We start from the raw sequence: 18,735 nt of genomic DNA, 5'->3' as shown, positions 1-18,735 counted from the left end.
AAAGGAACGCAACGCATACAGAAAAAAAGTGTTAGATTGATAACAGTCAATCTAACACTTACACTTTTCAGCCTATAATTGATTTTGTACAATTTTACCATCATTCATTTTAATGACCTGATCTGTATATGACAGCATTTCTTCGTCATGTGTAACCATTAAAGTTGTAATGTTTAATGTTTTTGTTAGATCCCTAATTAACTCCATGACGTCCTTAGATCTTTTAGAATCTAAACTTGCTGTAGGTTCATCCGCAAAAAGAACTTTCGGTTTATGAATAATTGCTCGCGCAATGGCGACTCGTTGCTTCTCTCCACCTGATAATGATGAAGGATAGGCATTTTTCCGATGTTCCATCCCGACTAATTTTAAAAGTCGCTCTACCTCTCTTTGCTGCTCGTGTTTCTTTAATGCTGATTCAGACACTTCAAGCATAAGTAAAAGCTGTTCTTCTACTGTTAAAAAAGGAACTAAGTGAGCAAATTGAAAAACAAAGCCGAATTTACTTGCCCGAACTTGTCGCACTTGTTCTTTAGTCAAAGCTGTCATGTTTTTCCCTTCAAAAATAATTTTGCCATCAGATGTAGGTTGCAACCCTGCAGCAATCGTTAGAAGTGTACTTTTACCTGAGCCAGAAGCACCTACTAACGCCGTTACCTCTCCTTCTTTAAGCGTCATATTAATCCCTTTTAATATTTCTTCTTGCACTTCACCATTCGTAAACGTTTTTCTAACATTCTCCATTGTAAATAGCGTCATATTAGACCTCTCCTTGTTGTATCGCTTGTAATGGTTGAATTTTTTTAATTTGGATACCTGAAATTGTTGCACCAATAAAACCAATAATGATGAATACAATCGACAATTGTGTTGTCGTTGCTAAACTTAAACTAAATGGCATTCCTTGTGGTGCAAATTGATTGAAAATTTGACTTAGCGCAATAGATAACGCAAGTGAAATAATCGTAATAACGACCATTTGCGTCCAAATCATTTTAAATAGCTTACTCGTTTTTAAACCGATTGCTTTTAAAATACCGTACAAACCTATCTTTTGAACGTTCATCATGTAGAAAAAGATTGCAAACAGCATGCCACTAATTACAACTAAAAACCAAACTATCATATTAAGAGACATTTGCTCTGCGCTATAACTAGGAATTGTATTTAAAAAATCATTTTTTGAAAATGCTTGTAATCCCGTATAGGCTTGAGTAGCATCCCCATCTGGAGCGAAAACTAATTGCATTTCTTCGACACGATAAATTTCTTTGTAATCCTCCATGCTAATATAAGCTACAGGCGCATGACTATATTTCTTTTGCTCAACAAAGCCTTTTACAATAAACTTGCCACTAAATTGATTATTTGTAACTGTATCGCCTACCTGTATACCTTTATCCTTTAATGAGCTATCTAAAATAATTTCCTCATGTTTCACATTTTCAAATAGTGGTGAATCGGTAGCAGTTACAAAGGCTACGCTTTGCTGCTTCCCTGCCTTATCATTTATAAAGCCCATTTGAATTGAGAAGGCTACAGCATCCTTTTGTTTGTTTAACATTTCATTTTGGGTACTGCTATCTATTTTTGACAGATTGTACGTTTCATCTGCATCCTTATTCATATAAAACTGTCCTGCTGGTAAATCTTTTATTAGCGCCGCATTGTCTTGCGATAGTCCATTTGCTAAACCTGAAATAATAAAGGTTAATAAACTCACCAGAAAAACAATGGAACCTAAAATCAAAAATCGTACTTTATTTTTCTTCATTTCTTTTATAGCTAGGTTCATCTTAAAACCCCTCCTATTTCTTTTCACATTCTTAGAATATAGAGCCTAAATGAACAGAGCATGAACTGAAAATGAACGGAAGATGAACAAACTATTACAATTGAATCCATGCTGAAATTATCAATTATTTTTATACAGGTTTTGCAAATGTACGAACGATTGCCAGCACCGGTTTAATTGGCATTTCACCAAACCTGCTTTCAACGAAAAAACCTTCTACTCATAAACTGAAGTAGAAGGTTTAAAACATTGTATTTAAATTTGAGCACAATAAGTAAACAGCTTTTATAGACATTCATCAATAGCTATAGCAATTTAAATTAAAGCTAATAGTTGTTTCGCAAAAGTTTTAAAATCATCAAGATGTTGCTCTACAATTGCCTGTAAAATATCTAGCTTAATCGTCAGATAATCATGTACAGCAATATTACGGAATCCAACCATGTTCATCAACGATTTTGCTAATTGTGCATTAATGATACCATCTTCTTGCAACAAAAGAAATGCTTCTCTACTCGTCTTAGGTAAACCTAACTTTCTCTCACTTACAAGGTGCATTCCTAAATCAATACTTGCTTCACAAGCACGCTGAATATTTAAAATAATACTATCCTGTTTAGTAAAATCCTTTAAATTGTTTGGATCTTGCTCGTAAACTTCATGAATCCTTTTTATACAGCGCTCAATTGTGGCCACTTTATTTAAAATAACCTCATGACTCATCAAGTACACTCCCTCTCTCCTTAATTCCTTGGAGGATTTCGGTTCGCTGCTCATTCAACGTTGCATACATAGAGTAAGCTTTCATACGCTGCTTAATAAACTCATTGTCATCTAAACAATTTAACAAAATACCAGTTGAAAATATTTGTGCCACAAATACTGTATCAACTTGCTGCAAATCCACCAAATCTACATCAACATGACATTTCTCCGCTAAATCCCCAGCTAGTAAAAATCGTTCATAATTCGTTAAGATTGTTTCTGAAAAGTATGCAATATCTAAATCACTGTCCCCACGCGCCACCCCTTTTGCATGGGAACCAAACAATAAAATAAAGGATGGCTGAACACGCGCTTGTAATACTTCTTTAATTGTATTTTTTAGCTCTTTAGATAACACTTTCAGCCCCCCTTAATGTAATGTAATGAATACATTCATTATACCGATAGGTGGTGAAAATTACACAGCTCTTTATAACGACAGCCAACTACTTCATCAACAAAAAACTCCTAAAAGCATTCGTCTTTGCCCAAGTTAAATCCTTTTCACCTGCTGTAAATATTTTTCATAATCACTACCACGACAAAAGTAGTTTACAACTAAACTACCTTCCTCTTACTAAAGTAATTTACACATACCATAATGCCTATCGATAAATTACACTATTATACTATTTAACATTAAACCTTCACCATATTACCCTAATGAAGGGTGGTAAAATATAGGACAAATTGTTCTTTGGTAATTATTTTCACTATGCTATTCTTTATAGTAGAAAAATTGAATAGGCAAACTTAAAGAAATTTAGGGACGCAAAGCTATAGGGACTAAGGTTTATAACTATGTCAGCCAGTTGCCGAAGAGTACATACTACTTTTTGTTTAGTAAGGTCATAAAAAACAAATTACTGAAAAAATATTTTTTTAATATAACATCTAAAAGGTGAGTTTTTATCTTTTAGTCTTTTCAGCGCCCATATATAATGGGTATATTTGTATGTTTTTATATTATCCTTATTTAAAATAAAACTACTCTTTTATGAGTAGTTTTTTTATGTACTCCGTAGGAAGAAATTCAAAACTTCATAAGGAGGAAGAATAGATGAAAGTTGTAAAGATTGTAACAGTATCTGCTCTAGCTTTAAATTTAGTCGGTGGTCCATTGAATGTTTTGGCAAGTGAAAATCCGAATGGAAACATTGTCAAAACTACAGCTGAAATGAGTACTAAACATACGATAGCTTCGGTGAAAAAGTTTGATTTGTACGGAAAAGATATTTTAAAGGCATACGATGACGTATTTAAGATGGCGAATACTAACATTAAATCGATTACGAACAACGGTGGAAAATATGCAAGTTCTACTATTGATAAAGCGATTGATGGCGACATGAATACCCATTGGGAAACAGGGACACCGAATAGTACATCATTCACAAATGAAGTCGTAATACAGTTCAATGACGCAGCTACGTTAAATAGAATTGTTTATGCTGCTCGTCAATCAACTACAAAAGGTAAAGGTTTTGCACAGCAGTTTGAAATTTATAGCTCAACAACAGATTCAGGCAATGATTTTACCCTCGTTTCATCGGGTGAATATAAAGGTTCTACTGGTGATATCGTAGAAATCCAGTTTGACCCAACAGAATTTAAACGCATAAAGTTTGTTTTCACTAAAGCAAATCAAGATTGGGCAAGTGCATCAGAGTTTCAATTTTATAAAGAAGATGCAATCTCTGACAAAATGGCAACACTATTTACTGATGACACAATGAGCGCTGTTAGTGACAAGTTCCATTCAATTGATGCACTCAATCAATTAGATGCTGAGGCACAAGGACACCCCTTCTATGCTCAATTTAAAGAAGATATCGACAATGCTAAAGTGCTACTAAGCAACGAAGCGATTAAAGTTACAACAGCAGTAACTTCATCATTTAGCCATTACGCAAACGAAGCCTATTCTAAAATATTTAGAATGGACTACAAAAATATTAGGAGCATTCGCAATAACGGTGGACACTATGCTAGCGCTGTTATCGAAAATGCCATCGATGGAAATGTCAATACATATTGGGAAACGAATACAAGCAACACTGCAAAATTCGCAAATGAAGTTGAAGTGGAATTTATCGAACCTGTAACATTAAATCGCATTATTTATGGAGCAAGACCATCCGACCGTAAAGGCTTTGCGGAAGAATTTGAAATTTATGCTTCACAAACATCTAAAGGCGATACATACGAGCTTGTCTCAACAGGTAAGCATTCAATGGTCGCTGGATTAGTTGAGGCAAAGTTTAATCCGACTACATTTAAACGCGTGAAGTTTAAATTCACAAAATCCAATCAAAATTGGGCAACGCTATCAGAGTTAGCGTTCTATAAAGAAGATACGCTGGACGATAAAATGGCGAAGTTATTTACAGATGGAACGATGAATACTGTATCACCTGAATTCAACAGTATCGAGCTCATTACTGCACTAGAAGAAGAAGCAAAATCGCATCCACTATATGCTACGTATAAAGAAAATATCGAGCTAGCGAAAAAAGTAATTAACGGTGAAGTCGTTACAGAAGGTAGAATAATAGTAGCTGAGCAACACGGAGATATGGTAAAGCACGCCAATGAACAATTGAAGTTCGGCTTCGGTAACAACCTGCAACCAACTGGACTTGCTGCTCAACCAGGCGATCAAATTATCGTTTACGTTGACGCAGCAACAAATGGACCATTACCACGCTTATCTTTTGCTCAACAAGAAGGTGCTTGGAACAGCTGGAGACAAGGTGTTAGCTTAAAAGTTGGTAAAAACGTGATTACGGTGCCGGCAGTTCCTAAAACTTCTTATAATAATAAGGCAGTCACACCGGGTGGAACAATTTATATTGAAAATCCATACACAGCTGAACAGCAAGGGAAAGCACCTACATTACGTTTTGAAGGTGTTGATAGAATTCCTTTTGCTACGAAATCTACCAATGTAGAAGAGTTTAAACAATTTTTAACCGACTATAAGAAAAAAATCGATGAAGACATTGCGAAACATCCAAAAGTTGAAGATCGTGAAGTACTAGATATCGTAGAAGTTGTAAGTGACCATTTATTCTGGACAGGTACTGCAACAGGTGCTTATAAAACATATATAGAAAATGGCTATAGCCCACTACAAACTATTGAATCGTACAATCGTCTAATGGACGAATTATTTAAGTATAACGGTTTAGATGGTCATAATGAAAAAAATGACCCGAAATTAATTCGAGAAAATGTACGACTTGCACAGCCTTATGCATATATGTATGCAGCTGGCGATCATATCGGCACATTAGATGATGTTGTGTCTGATATTCTAGTTCCTATCGAAGAAAAAGGCGGTTCATGGGGCGTCATCCACGAAATCGGTCATCGCATGGATATTGGCGTAAGAACTTACGGTGAAGTTACAAACAATATGCTACCGCAGCATATGTCAGCATTTTACGGAAAAATCGATGGACGTATTCCATATGAAGCAAACATCTATAAAAACGTCTTAAAAGAAAACACAAAAGATTATAACGATCAAGGTCTGTTTGAAAAACTAGCTGTCTATTGGCAACTTGAAATGTATAGTCCAGGATATTGGGGTAAATTAAACTCTTTCTATCGCGAACGTAATGTGACACTAACAGATGGTGATCGATCTAAACAACAATATTTAGTCGAATTCTCTTCTGAAGCACTTGGATTAGATTTAAGTGAGCATTTTGCTCGCCATGGTTTTGTTGTAACTGACGAAACGAAAGCAAAAACAAGTAAATATCCAAAACCAGATAAAAAAATATGGTATTTAAATAATAGTGCAGTCGACTATAAAGGTAATGGTTTAAAAGGAAGAGAAGTAAACGTAACATTCGCTTCAAACCAAGCTGCCAAAACAAATACATTATTTTTATCGGTTGATAAAGCGTACCAAGAAGATTTCTTAGGTTATGAAATTTATAGAGATAATGAATTAATCGGCTTTACTAGTACTGCACAATTTATCGATAAAAATGTAGATACAACAAAAAATTATACGTACAAAGTTGTTGGTTATGACAAAAAATTAAATACGCTGAAACCAGTAGAAGTGAAGGCATTTACCCCTACCCTATCTGCTGAAAATTTTGTCACAATTAAACTACATCATGCATTTGATCCGATGGAATATGTAAAAGCAATTGCTTATAACGGTAAAGACATCACAAAATCAATTAACATCACATCAAATACGGTAGATGTTACACAAAAAGGAAGCTATGAAGTAGTTTATGAAATAAACGATGAAGGCATTAAAGAAACAAAAACAATGAATGTTAACGTAATAAGTGACATGCAATATATTTCTGATATGACAGCTAAATCTGCAAAAGTAGGTTGGGACTCATTACAAAAAGATAAATCAATTGCTGGAGGCACAATTACATTACTACGCCAAGGTGTAGATGCAACGTATGCAAAAGGACTTGGTGCACACGCGAACTCTGAAGTAGTGTATGACATCGAAGGAAAAGGCTTTGATTTCTTTGAAAGTTATATCGGAATCGATCAAGCAGCAAAAGGACAAAAATCTTCTGCTACTTTTGAAGTATGGGTCGATGGTGAAAAGAAATTTGTAAGTGATGTATTTAAGGCGAATACAGATCATGGCTATATCAACATCCCTGTTACAGGTGCAAAAGAAGTGAAGTTAATTACAACGGATGCCAATGATAGCGGTAATTCCTCTGACCATACTATTTGGGCTGATGCGAAATTTGGCAAAGACTCAAGTCTACCTACGTTAACACTTTCAGAAGACTTGACATTAGTAAAGTTAAATAGTGAATTTGATGTTCTAAAAGATGTAACAGCATCTGATATTGAAGACGGTGATTTAAGTAAACAAATTAAAGTAACGACAAATGGCTTCAATACAAATAAAACAGGTACTTACCAAATCGAATATACAGTAACTGATAGTGATAACAACGTTGCAACGGCGACAAGAAATGTGTATGTCTATAGCGATGAGAAATTCGCCTCAGACATCGGCTGGAAATCTGCTCAAACAGCGTATAGTACTGTCAATAAAGACAAATCGTCTTCAGGTGGTTCAATAAAAGTACTGACAAATGGAGAAGTTAAGGAATTTACCAAAGGGATTGGTACACACGCAAACTCTGAAATCGTCTATGATTTAACAGATAAAAACTACGATTACTTTGAGACACTCGTAGGTATTGATCGCAATATTGCTGAAAACGGAAATTCTAGCGTGACATTTAAAGTACTAGCTGACGGTCAAGAAGTATATAACAGTGGTGTCATGAAATATCAAACAGAAGCAAAACTTGTGAGAGTACCGCTTCAAGGTGTGAAAGAGTTAAAACTGATTGCAAATGATTCGGGCAATGGTAATGCATCAGATCATGCGAACTTTGCTGATGCTAAGTTCTATGTTTCAAACGGTATGCCGGAACTAACGATTCCTAAATCAGTTGCAACAAAAGTAGGAACGCCTATCAACATCGACGAAAGCTATTTAGCAACGGATGCTGAAGATGGTAATTTAACATCTCAAGTACAAATAACTGGCTTAGAGCAAGTGAACTTCAATCGAGCTGGCCACTACGAAATTACGTACACAGTAGTTGATAGTGATGGCAATGAAGTAACGAAAAAGCGCACTATTTCAGTGGTAAATATGGAAGATTACCATTACTTAACTGATTTTGAATGGCAATCTACTCAAAACAGCTATACAGCTCCTGTGAAAGATATCTCCATTAGTCACAATGCACTACGCTTAACAGGAGACGATGGTCGTGAAATAACATACGAACGAGGCATCGGTGCACATTCTAACTCAACAATCGTTTATGATTTAACAGATAAAAACGCAGATTTCTTCACTGCATTTGTTGGTGTAGACCGCCAAATGTACGGTACGATAGGCTCAGTAACATTCCAAGTGTTTGTTGATGGAGAAAAGCAATTCGATAGTGGCTTAATGCAATCTCGTGATTCTCAAAAATACATTGAAGTGAGCATTACTGCCGCCAAAGAGCTTAAACTTGTCGTAACAGACGGTGGCAACGGAAACGGCTCTGACCATGCATCATGGGGCGAGACGAAATTACATTTTGCTAATGCGGATCGCGTATTCACTGAAGATTTAACACTAGCACTTGAAGATGCTAAAACAGTTAATGTAGAAAACTACACAGCTGACACAATCCAAGCTTTACAAGCGAGCATGGCAAAGGCAGAAGAACTTCTTGCTAATACACAAGCTTCACAAGCACAAATCGATCAAGCTTTAGAGGAGCTATTACAAGCAAAAGCTGCTTTAGTAGCAATTGACTTCGGTCAAATTATACCAATTGCAGACAACCAGCTTAAAGTAGCTATCCAGCAAACGCTAGGACTGTCAGGAGAAATCACTTTAGGTGATATGATTACACTGACAAGTCTACATGCACCAAATGCACGTATTACAAGTCTAGATGGCTTACAATATGCGAAAAATTTAACATCACTTGATATCTCGGCTAATAGTATTACTGATTTCTCGCCATTGAAAAATCTAAGTAAATTAGAAAACATCACTGCGCACCCACAAATCGTTGAAGTATCTAGCTTAACGGGTCCTGAACTAACAGTGGAAAATCTAGTAAAAGGATTAGATGGTAACTATCTTAACCCTTACCAAATAGCGCTAAGAAATACGAAAACAATGAAAGAGATTTCAGTAGATGTGGACCAGCTTACACCGAACGCAGACCACTTTACAATTGACCTTTCTCAAGAAGATTCAGGCATGTATATGCTAGTCATTGCTTATAAGCTAAACGAAGACACACTTATTCAATTAACTTATTTTGTAAAAAACTAGTTATATCGCTGTCATAAAAACTCCTCCCCTTTTAAATACAACGCCCATGGATTTTTCGTGGGCGTTTTTGATTGTAGACAATAGTTAAAAATCTAATTGAACAAAGAAAAACCCCAAATAGTAACACTATAAAGTGTCCCTACTAGAGGTTTGTTCATATTTTTTATTAACCAATGTTTACTCATTGAACGCTAATATGAGCTTCCAAATCTAACTCACTCATTTTAAAATACGTCGTGAATCGTTTGGACAAAGCTTGTGTGATGGCTTCACTTTGTTCATCATTCAACGGTTTTGCATAAACCATGACAATGCCAATATTTTCGTTACCCTGCTCCAATGGATTCAACACTACATCTTCTTTCAAAATTAACGCATTGTTCATAGCAACAAAATTTAACACCGTATTTTGCAACATTTTTCTTTCTCTTGGATTTAACCCCACAGTATCAATTATTTCACCCGTAACATAATTCATACTTTGCATCTCCATAAAATGTTGTTAAAATTCTTTTTTTATTTTACTATTTTTATTCCCTACTGAAAATTATTTAATTAAGAAACGATAGTAGATTGTTATTTTCATGTGGTTAGTGAATAAAAGCGGAATGTTAGATTCAACAAATCGGTAGTAGCGAGAGTATTTGCTTACGTTGTGTTGAACGGAAAGTGTCGCATAAAAAAAGACGAACAGCACCTAAAGCTGTTCGTCTTTTTTTATTCTTTAGATTTTCAAGTGACTAACAATTGTTTGTAAGTCCATCGCTTGATTATTTAAATCATTTGCGACTGCGCTTATTTCTTGTAAAGATGAAAGTTGTTGCTGTGAAGCTGCATGTAAACCTTCCAAAACTATGTATTTATTGAGATCACCCGTCGCATAGAGCGGACTCCTTTTTTCAATAAAATGGATATAATTAGTCATTATAGACTATATTTATGTTTTTACCTATATAGTATTTACTACCATTAATATTTTATTTAAAATAAAAGTATCCCGATTAATTCAAAAAACAGTAAGTATTTTAATAATTATTACTACTGTCACATGATACAATAATCACAAAATTATTAATTAGCTTATAAAAATGGATATATAACAAAAAAAGAAGGAGATATTTAATGAGTACTGATTTTTTAGAAGATAAACTGCGTGAAACATTTTCACATTTGCAATCTATTGAAGGCGTAAAATCGGTTGATAGCATTTTAGAGCGTTTAAACGACGAGAAAATTTTTCCCGAAATTACTACATTAATATATAATTCAAAATACGAATTAGTTTATTTATACGAAGAACAACAAGTAGTATTAAAAACTATTAAAGAAGGAATAACACTCGATACAAAGTTTATGAACGAAATACATTTGATTCATCAATATAAAGACATGATTGAATGCATCCTAACAGGAATCATCGCAACCGATAAAATTAAAAACTACTCGCTTAACCTGCTTTCACTTAAATATAGCGAGTTAATTCAAAGTATTTAACGGACAACAAAAAACCGATGAACGAGAAAATCGCTCATCGGTTTTTTGTGTAGTCATTAGGTTAGGAAATGTATTATTTTATATAATCACCCTGAATTGGTTCTTTTGCGGAGGGCGGCGACTCCTGCGGGAATAGCACGATAAGTAAGACGCAACTGGCGGCGCGACTGCGACGGTTGTGGCTTACGATGTGCCCGCGGAAAGCGTCCGCCCGTAGCGGAAATCATCTGTAGGAGTTATCATTTTTTTCAATTGATTGGAGCGGAGGGTGGCGACTCCTGCGGGAACAGCACAAAACGTAAGACACAACAGGCGGCGCGACTGCGACGGTTGTGGCTTACGATGTGCCCGTGGAAAGCGTCCGCCCGCAGCGGAAATCATCCGTAGGAGTTATCATTTTTTTCAATTGATTGGAGCGGAGGGCGGCGACTCCTGCGGGAACAGCACAATACGTAAGCCGCAACTGGCGGCGCGACTGCGACGGTTGCGGCTTACGATGTGCCCGCGGAAAGCGTCCGCCCGTAGCGGAAATCATCGGTAGGAGTTATCATTTTGACGTGTCCATTCATATAAAATATCGGGTAAATTCTCTTCATTTTCATGGCCTCTACCGATAATCTTAAATCCGTGCTTTTCATAGAAACGTTGTGCCTTGTCATTTACTTCGAATGTGTATAATGTTAGTTTCCCACTTGAGTGTGCTTTAGCTCTATCTAACAATGTTTGCCCTATACCAAGCCCTTGATAGCTTAAATGTATATACAGTTGGCTTATTTCACTCATATTATAGGCAATCATCCCAACAACCGTATTTTCAATGAACGCTAAATCAATTTGAAACTGTTCTGGTAAAATATGATTTAAAAAATATATATGATTTTCAAAGCTATGCATTTCTTTCTGCCCAATTGCCTGTTCCTTGCTATCTCGCCACATCGCTACTGTTTGTTCAGAAAATTCAGGGCTGTATGGCATGATTGATATTTTATGTTGGCTCATTAGAGTCCTCCCTTCCTTGTACTAACTTGCGGTGTAATGTCTAACAGCTGTAATAACAAATTTCTTGCTAGTTCAAAAATTATATTCCCCATAGAAATTATGATAGGCAATTATTTTTTAATTTCTGTAAGTTGTTTTAAAATATCCTTCATATTTCTGCCAATGTCTTTTTCTAGTTAAGACTCCGCCATAAACTCTTCTATTGATATTCTAAATTCATTGTATGGATCATTCATTGTTAAATCTAAAATAAGATTAAATATATCGTTTGATAACTCCGGGTAATTTTCTAGTAAAATAATACCTGCATTATAAAATACGAGTAGATAATTGTAGTTAAGGTGTTCTGTTTTTTCAGTTAATCCATTTAACAAAAATTGTACGTTGAAATTATATTTGGCATTCAAAAATTTCTCAATTTCAGCATCAGTTGGAACGGGGTAACCTACGCTTTCAAAAAAAGATAGATCGTCAAAATAATTTTCATTCATTGAAAATTGGTTAATATCTTTATAATGTTCACTATAATCCTGATCAGTTTTAAATGTCTGTACAATATAGCTAAATGTTGCTTCTTGCTCTTCTAAAGATTTATTTAATATGTCTTTTACTAATTCCATATGACGACGTAAAGTTTCTAAATCATTTGTGTCATATAATGGACTATCTAAATCAGAGCCTGAAATTAAAATTTCCGATAAATCAACAGCTCCGAGATATTCATTTACTTGCATTCCGCCTTGTATTATTTTAGTTGGTAATATGTATTCACTATCCGGAAAATCAGAAATAACTAAATCTAAATATGTATTCGCTAAATCCCATCTTTGATCATTGATCGCTATGAGTGCTTTTGTATACGGTTCAGGGATTTCTTGAATTATTTGTTCTGCGGCCTTTTCATCTGTAACAGCCTCTATAGTTTCCTCTTTGTTTTGCTCTAAAGCCTTTTCCTCTTTCTCACTACTATTACAACCAGCTAAAAACAAAGCAAGGGTTAGGACAGTAGTAGCAAAGTACTTATATTTTTTCATAAGACTCACTCCTTTAGTTTCATAATCTAAATATTACCATCAATTGCAATGAAAAACAGTTAGAAATTATAAAAGAAAGTGGGCTAGGACATAGCTTTCATATTGATTTCTTTTAACAATAAATAAAATTTAGAGGAGAGCACTAGTTGAAGGGTAGCTGAGGTAGTTACTGCTACACAGAACGCACAGAATGTAAAAACGCAATTACTGCACGCAAACGAGTTGTGGCTTACGGTGTGCTAAGCGAAAAGTTGTCGCCGTAACGGACAACAACGTTACAGCAAAAAAGTGTTAGATTGATTGCTATCAATCTAACACTTTTTCTCATTTGTCCCAGCTATGTTGTGGTCACTAGTTCAGTTTTGTAATTTGACCTAATCCCTTAACATCTAACATATTTACGTTTAAAGCCAATTCTACCTTTTTCTATTTCCTTTTGAATTCCTTCATAAGCGTGAAGGAAGCTGCTTTTTTTATTGTCCTTTTTCATTTCTACTGGACCTACCTCTTTGGCAGTTGCAAGTGCCATGTCGTGCAGTGGTAAATACGAAACGCCTACCGTGTTTAGGAAGTTATTCATAGCAGATTTTGTTCGTTCAGGCGAATCATGAATAGTATTTTTCACAATTTCTAACATACTGGCAATCTTGTCTTCGGAAAATTCAACATCTTTTCGATTTCCTAAAAGCCAGCAGTAGCAACTCCAGCCCGCAGACATTCTCAGCTCTTCCCCACTAGCAATCCATTTATCAGCAACTTGTTGTGCAATATCCGCTTCCGCTAAAGTAACAGCTACCACATAATCAGACAACATATAAAAATATGCTGTATCTATCCAACGATCAAAATCAGATTCCGTCATTGCTTTTGGATCAGCAATAATGCCAGCAAAATACATTGCATCATAGTTCCCAGAAGCATAAAGCTCTTCCGCTAAAGGTTGATTAATCTTTATTTTCTTCGCTATAGGCTTCATTGCACCTGTTGCCACTCCAAAAAGCGGCTCATGTGCACCATTGGACATGTACATTTTTTTAGTCCGTTCCTTCCCTAGCGCTTCAAGCTCCTGCATTACTATTTCAAAATTCATTATTTGCACTCCCTTCGTTTTAGCATTTTACTATTTTTTCAATCTCGAATATATCACCATTATCCTATATTAAAGTATCATTTGTCAGCTGAGGTATTTTTTAATATTCGAATGTTAATAAGTGGCTTTTTTCACCTTTTATTTCCTAATACCCACCGAAAATTCTGCTATAATCATTTTTTTTGCTTTTTTATCAACTTTCTATTAATATCACTTAGTTACCATTATTCAGTAAAGCTTAATTAAAATTCAATACGTACGGTTTCTTTTTATTAAATTGGGCAATATACACATTATAACTACAACCAAAATAAAAGAAGTTTCTATGCGAAAAGTAATTTTATTACAAGCTAACACATCATGATTTAATTCATCAGGAGGTTACATATGCAATACATTATTTCAATTTTAGGTATTCTCATTGTGTTATTTTTGGCTTGGTTGGCAAGTTCCAATCGAAAAGAGATAAAATTCAAACCAATTATCACAATGATTGTCATTCAAATTCTATTGTCATTGTTATTATTAAATACAGAATTTGGATTAATCATTATTAAGGGCATAGCTACTGTTTTTAACAAGTTGCTCGAATATGCAGGTGAAGGTGTTTCCTTTGTCTTTGGCGGCTTGGCGAACGAAGGAGAAGCTCCATTCTTCTTAACAGTGTTGCTACCAATTATATTTATTTCTGCATTAATTGGGATCCTTCAGCATTTAAAAATCCTACCATTCATTATGAAGGGGATTGGATGGGTATTAAGTAAAGTAAATGGGATGGGAAAACTTGAATCTTATAATGCTGTTGCTTCATTGATGGTCGGTCAATCAGAGGTTTTTATTACATTAAAAAAACAACTCGGCCTACTTTCAAAACAACGTTTATATACTCTATGTGCGTCGGCAATGTCGACTGTCTCTATGTCCATCGTTGGTGCTTATATGACGATGCTCGAACCAAAATATATTGTTACGGCATTAGTTTTAAATTTATTTGGCGGTTTTATTATCGCTACAATTATGAATCCGTACCAAATTGACCCTAACGAGGATATATTAGAAATCGAGCATGAAAAGCAATCCTTCTTTGAAATGCTCGGCGAGTATATTCTTGATGGTTTTAAAGTTGCCATTATCGTCGGGGCCATGTTAATTGGGTTCATTGCATTGATGGCTGGATTCAATAGTGTGTTTGAGCTATTGTTCGGCATTTCGTTCCAAAGTATTCTAGGTTATATCTTTGCACCAGTTGCCTTCATCATGGGGATTCCTTTCTCTGAGGCAGTTAGTGCTGGATCAATTATGGCGACTAAACTGGTAACGAATGAATTTGTGGCGATGTTGGATTTATCCGGAGGCGATCATCACTTTAGTGAACGTACAATGGGTATTCTTTCTGTCTTCCTCGTTTCCTTTGCCAACTTCTCATCAATTGGTATCATTGTCGGGGCTGTCAAAAGTCTAAATGAAAAACAAGGGAATGTAGTCGCCCGCTTTGGATTAAAATTATTATTTGGTGCTACACTTGTAAGCGTACTATCAGGTATCATTGTTAGCTTAATTTTATAAAAAAGGAAGTGGCGTGCACCACTTCCTCAGCGCGTCGAGACAAAAGGCATTAAGAAGTCATTCTTAATGCCTTTATCTTTTTTAGTAACGGTGCCAGGCACTCAAACAATTCTATTAGTTAACGGGAGTGGACCACGGATAGCCAGGGTTGCGACTTACGCTGTGCCCGCGGAAAGCGTCCGCCCGTAATGGAAATCGACGGCAGAAGTCTTTTATATTTATTTTGACTAAACCTTTTTATCCCATGACCAAAATTTTCTTATTAAAAGTAGACTGTTTTCATTGCCTATTAAGTTGATTGGAGTGGAGGGCGGCGACTCCTGCGGGAACGCACACGGCACGTAAGACGCAACAAACCGTGCGATAGCGAGGGTTGCGGCTTACGCTGTGCCCGCGGAAAGCGTCCGCCCGTAACGGAAATCAACGGCAGAAGTCTTTTATATTTATTTTGACTAAACCTTTTTATCCCATGACCACAATTTTTTTATTAAAAGTAGACTGTTTTCATTGCCTATTAAGTTGATTGGAGTGGAGGGCGGCGACTCCTGCGGGAACGCACGGCACGTAAGACGCAACAAACCGCGCGTTAGCGAGGGTTGCGGCTTACGCTGTGCCCGCGGAAAGCGTCCGCCCGTAACGGAAATCAACGGCAGTATTTTTATTTTAATTTAATAACCATTTACAAAGTTCGAGATTGTTTCGATTTCGTCTTCTGTCAGTTCTCTTTGTACGTGTTTTTCATATTCCTTAATAATGCTCTGCTTGTCTCCGCCGAAACGATCTGTAAAGTTGGCGATTGTTCGAAGTTTCGCTACTTCTTGATTAAACTCTTCTTTAGAAATCGGCTGTTGATGTGAAGGGATATATGTATCCGCATCAAATTGCTCTAATTCATCCAACAAGCGCAGCGTTTCCTTAATTGTATAGTTTTCTTTTACAGCGTAAAGATTAGGATAAATACAGTCAGCAAGGAAAAGAATCTTTTCTTCTTTGATATAGACAACTACTGAATCAGAAGCATGGTCCCCTCCAACATGTTGAATGATACAAGTTACCCCGCCAAGGTCAATTTCCGCTCGTTTTTCAAACGTCACATCTGGTAAAACAATCTTAATATCTCGGTGATCTTTGAATTCTTCTTTAATGGCTCTAGCGCAAAATTCAATTTCAATTCCCTCTTTTACTCGCTCATCGATTGCTTCATCAGACCATGAGAACGGAATTAATTTCTCCATTTCTTCTTTTGTTGCTTTGGAAGCGATGGATACAACATTACGTAGTGCTGACAGGCCAAAAATATGATCCCAATGCCAATGTGTTAGAACTACTATATCAGCATTAGGAACCCCCATTTTTAAAAGTTCTTCCTGAAAATATTGTACATGATCTTCCGAGTTACCTGCATCGATCATTAATGTCTTGTTATTGCCAACTACCATTCCTAGAATGGGGCGGTCGGTTTCTGATATTGGCGTGATATACCAAAAACGTTCACCTATTTTGTTAATTGAGTGCATAATAAATTATCTCCTTCCATTTATAATAGTTTAATTCAAAAAGTAATAATTTACTCTTTTGAAGAATTTTTTTGTGAATAAGAAGCAATTGCATGGCGCTTTATTCTACTTCGTTTGATAATATCGGGGGCTTAAAGGATATAAAAGGTTTGGAACTAGAAAGTAAAGGGAAAATAGTGCTTAAATTCATGATCCTAGCGAAAATGGTAATTGTAGTACTGGTCATATAAACAACTGAACTTCATTTACAAAAATTCAAGTTCAATACGATATCGATGTGAAAGTTTCTGCACTGGTCCAATTAAAAAGATGGAGTGAAATTATATTTTCATTCCATCTTTTATTACTTTATAAATGATGAATTAGGTTGTCGAGGTTTTAAATTGCATTTTATACCTTTTTATTTATATAATTACCATATTTAGTATTTAAATTAACCACTATTTTCCACTAAATGTAGGTTTAATTTCAAATACAATGATTTTTGAAGGGGTGATTGTATGTTGAAAAATATGAATAATTATACTTCAAAAGGAGAATTCACTTCCGTTATACTGGCTTCCCTCATAGGATTTTCTCAAGTCGTTTTTATTGAAAATGCCATTTCAGGCTTCATTATTTTATTAGCTATTACGATTTATTCTTATAAATTGGGCATCATTTCACTTTTATCTTCTATTGTCGGCACACTAATCGGAAAAATAGGAGGTGCGCAAGAAAATAGTGTTAGGTCCGGTCTATTTGGATATAATTCTGTCTTAACAGCTTTGGCCATTTCATTATTTTTAACTGGAACTTCTAGGTGGGGCATCGCACTATTAGGAGCAATGATTGCAGCGATTTTTACAGCAACAATGATGCATTTTTTGAAAAATATAGACATGCCCGTCCTTACTTTTCCTTTTATCATCCTAACATGGTTTATCCTTTTAGCTTCTTACAAACTAAACGTATTCCATTTAAGTGAATCTTTAGTACCCCAAAGTTTATCTTACTGGCAACTAAATATTGCAGGTGAGTTAAATTGGGCTGTAGGTTTTTTGAATAATATTGAGCAAATCTTTTTTTTGAATCATCCTTTATCAGGTGTACTTCTTTATACCGCTATATTTTGGGCTAGTTGGAAACTTGGTTTAAATGCTGTGATAGGAAGTGTCGTTGCTTTAGTCTTATCATATGGACTTGGAGGAGAACACGCTTTAATAATAGGAGGTCTTTACGGCTACAATGCGATATTAACATGTATGGCAGTCTCTACTGTATTTAGTACCAAATCTAATCGTTTTAGAATTATTTCAGGCATTCTAGCGACATGTGTAACCATACCGCTTACTGCTAGTTTTAGTACTTGGCTTTTACCATATGGCCTCCCTGTTCTAACAATGCCATTTGTCCTTAGTACTTGGCTCTTCTTAGGTGCTAGAAAGGTAATTCCTAATTTTTAAATAGAGAAATTCTTCAGCTGGAGAATTTAAATATTTTATAAGTACGTGATAACGACCAATAAAAAATGACATCTTACATAAATACTGGTCGTTTTGCGTACTTACCTTTTATCTCATCATCTCTGATCACACCCCCGATTAATTCATTCACAAATCACCAGTAAT

At 35.6% G+C, this 18,735-nt stretch carries 14 protein-coding genes and 1 riboswitch; of the genes, 4 read left to right on the top strand and 10 right to left on the bottom strand.

Annotation, left to right across the window (positions count from 1 at the left end; all coding sequences use genetic code 11):
- Positions 1-72: 72 nt before the first annotated feature.
- The 4 genes from ACIQXW_RS17775 to mntA form a co-directional block, all read right to left on the bottom strand.
- Positions 73-759, bottom strand: a complete 687-nt coding sequence (locus ACIQXW_RS17775; RefSeq protein WP_402764335.1) for an ABC transporter ATP-binding protein — start codon at positions 757-759, stop codon at positions 73-75.
- 1 nt (position 760) lies between these two features.
- Positions 761-1,795, bottom strand: a complete 1,035-nt coding sequence (locus tag ACIQXW_RS17770; RefSeq protein ID WP_401019806.1) for an ABC transporter permease — start codon at positions 1,793-1,795, stop codon at positions 761-763.
- Positions 1,796-2,110: 315 nt separating this feature from the next.
- Positions 2,111-2,518 (bottom strand): type VII toxin-antitoxin system HepT family RNase toxin, encoded by a 408-nt coding sequence (gene hepT / locus ACIQXW_RS17765; protein ID WP_402764332.1) that lies wholly within the window; start codon positions 2,516-2,518, stop codon positions 2,111-2,113.
- On the bottom strand, positions 2,508-2,918 hold the full coding sequence (gene mntA / locus ACIQXW_RS17760; protein ID WP_402764329.1) for a type VII toxin-antitoxin system MntA family adenylyltransferase antitoxin: 411 nt from the start codon (positions 2,916-2,918) through the stop codon (positions 2,508-2,510). Before mntA ends, hepT begins: the two co-directional genes overlap by 11 nt.
- A gap of 378 nt (positions 2,919-3,296) precedes the next feature.
- Positions 3,297-3,380: riboswitch (cyclic di-GMP riboswitch) on the top strand.
- 240 nt (positions 3,381-3,620) lie between these two features.
- Between mntA and ACIQXW_RS17755 the strand changes: the two genes are divergently transcribed.
- Positions 3,621-9,425 carry an NPCBM/NEW2 domain-containing protein gene (locus tag ACIQXW_RS17755; protein ID WP_402764327.1) on the top strand — a complete coding sequence of 1,935 codons (5,805 nt, stop codon included), beginning with the start codon at positions 3,621-3,623 and terminating at the stop codon, positions 9,423-9,425.
- 181 nt (positions 9,426-9,606) lie between these two features.
- Here the strand turns inward: ACIQXW_RS17755 and ACIQXW_RS17750 are convergent, their stop codons facing one another.
- Positions 9,607-9,903 (bottom strand): hypothetical protein, encoded by a 297-nt coding sequence (locus tag ACIQXW_RS17750; protein WP_402764324.1) that lies wholly within the window; start codon positions 9,901-9,903, stop codon positions 9,607-9,609.
- 246 nt (positions 9,904-10,149) lie between these two features.
- The gene (locus ACIQXW_RS17745) at positions 10,150-10,350 is read right to left on the bottom strand and encodes a hypothetical protein (protein WP_402764321.1); all 201 of its coding nucleotides are present in this window, start codon (positions 10,348-10,350) and stop codon (positions 10,150-10,152) included.
- Between the two features lie 197 nt (positions 10,351-10,547).
- Here ACIQXW_RS17745 and ACIQXW_RS17740 point away from each other — a divergent pair, with 197 nt between their 5' ends.
- Positions 10,548-10,919 carry a hypothetical protein gene (locus ACIQXW_RS17740; RefSeq protein WP_401019816.1) on the top strand — a complete coding sequence of 124 codons (372 nt, stop codon included), beginning with the start codon at positions 10,548-10,550 and terminating at the stop codon, positions 10,917-10,919.
- 531 nt (positions 10,920-11,450) lie between these two features.
- On the opposite strand, the gene ACIQXW_RS17735 is transcribed toward ACIQXW_RS17740, so the two are convergent.
- From ACIQXW_RS17735 to ACIQXW_RS17725, 3 genes are all read right to left on the bottom strand, one after another.
- The gene (locus ACIQXW_RS17735; protein WP_402764318.1) at positions 11,451-11,918 is read right to left on the bottom strand and encodes a GNAT family N-acetyltransferase; all 468 of its coding nucleotides are present in this window, start codon (positions 11,916-11,918) and stop codon (positions 11,451-11,453) included.
- Positions 11,919-12,094: 176 nt separating this feature from the next.
- Positions 12,095-12,952, bottom strand: coding sequence for an outer membrane protein assembly factor BamD (locus tag ACIQXW_RS17730; protein ID WP_402764315.1), 858 nt, complete (start codon positions 12,950-12,952; stop codon positions 12,095-12,097).
- 382 nt (positions 12,953-13,334) lie between these two features.
- Positions 13,335-14,042, bottom strand: coding sequence for a DNA alkylation repair protein (locus tag ACIQXW_RS17725; RefSeq protein WP_402764312.1), 708 nt, complete (start codon positions 14,040-14,042; stop codon positions 13,335-13,337).
- Positions 14,043-14,429: 387 nt separating this feature from the next.
- On the opposite strand from ACIQXW_RS17725, the gene ACIQXW_RS17720 reads away from it, so the two are divergent.
- Entirely contained in the window at positions 14,430-15,608 is a 1,179-nt protein-coding gene (locus tag ACIQXW_RS17720) for a NupC/NupG family nucleoside CNT transporter (protein ID WP_401012773.1), read from the top strand.
- A 668-nt stretch (positions 15,609-16,276) separates the two neighbouring features.
- On the opposite strand, the gene ACIQXW_RS17715 is transcribed toward ACIQXW_RS17720, so the two are convergent.
- Positions 16,277-17,125 (bottom strand): MBL fold metallo-hydrolase, encoded by an 849-nt coding sequence (locus ACIQXW_RS17715; RefSeq protein ID WP_402764309.1) that lies wholly within the window; start codon positions 17,123-17,125, stop codon positions 16,277-16,279.
- Positions 17,126-17,637: 512 nt separating this feature from the next.
- Between ACIQXW_RS17715 and ACIQXW_RS17710 the strand changes: the two genes are divergently transcribed.
- Positions 17,638-18,570: an urea transporter gene (locus ACIQXW_RS17710; RefSeq protein WP_402764492.1), complete on the top strand. Its 933-nt coding sequence runs from the start codon at positions 17,638-17,640 to the stop codon at positions 18,568-18,570.
- Positions 18,571-18,735 lie beyond the last annotated feature (165 nt).

Origin of the sequence: Lysinibacillus sp. NPDC097162 (assembly GCF_044762185.1) — a bacterium.
GTDB lineage: Bacteria > Bacillota > Bacilli > Bacillales_A > Planococcaceae > Lysinibacillus.
Note: the sequence above shows the minus strand (reverse complement) of the source record. Positions and strands in the feature narration are given on the sequence as shown.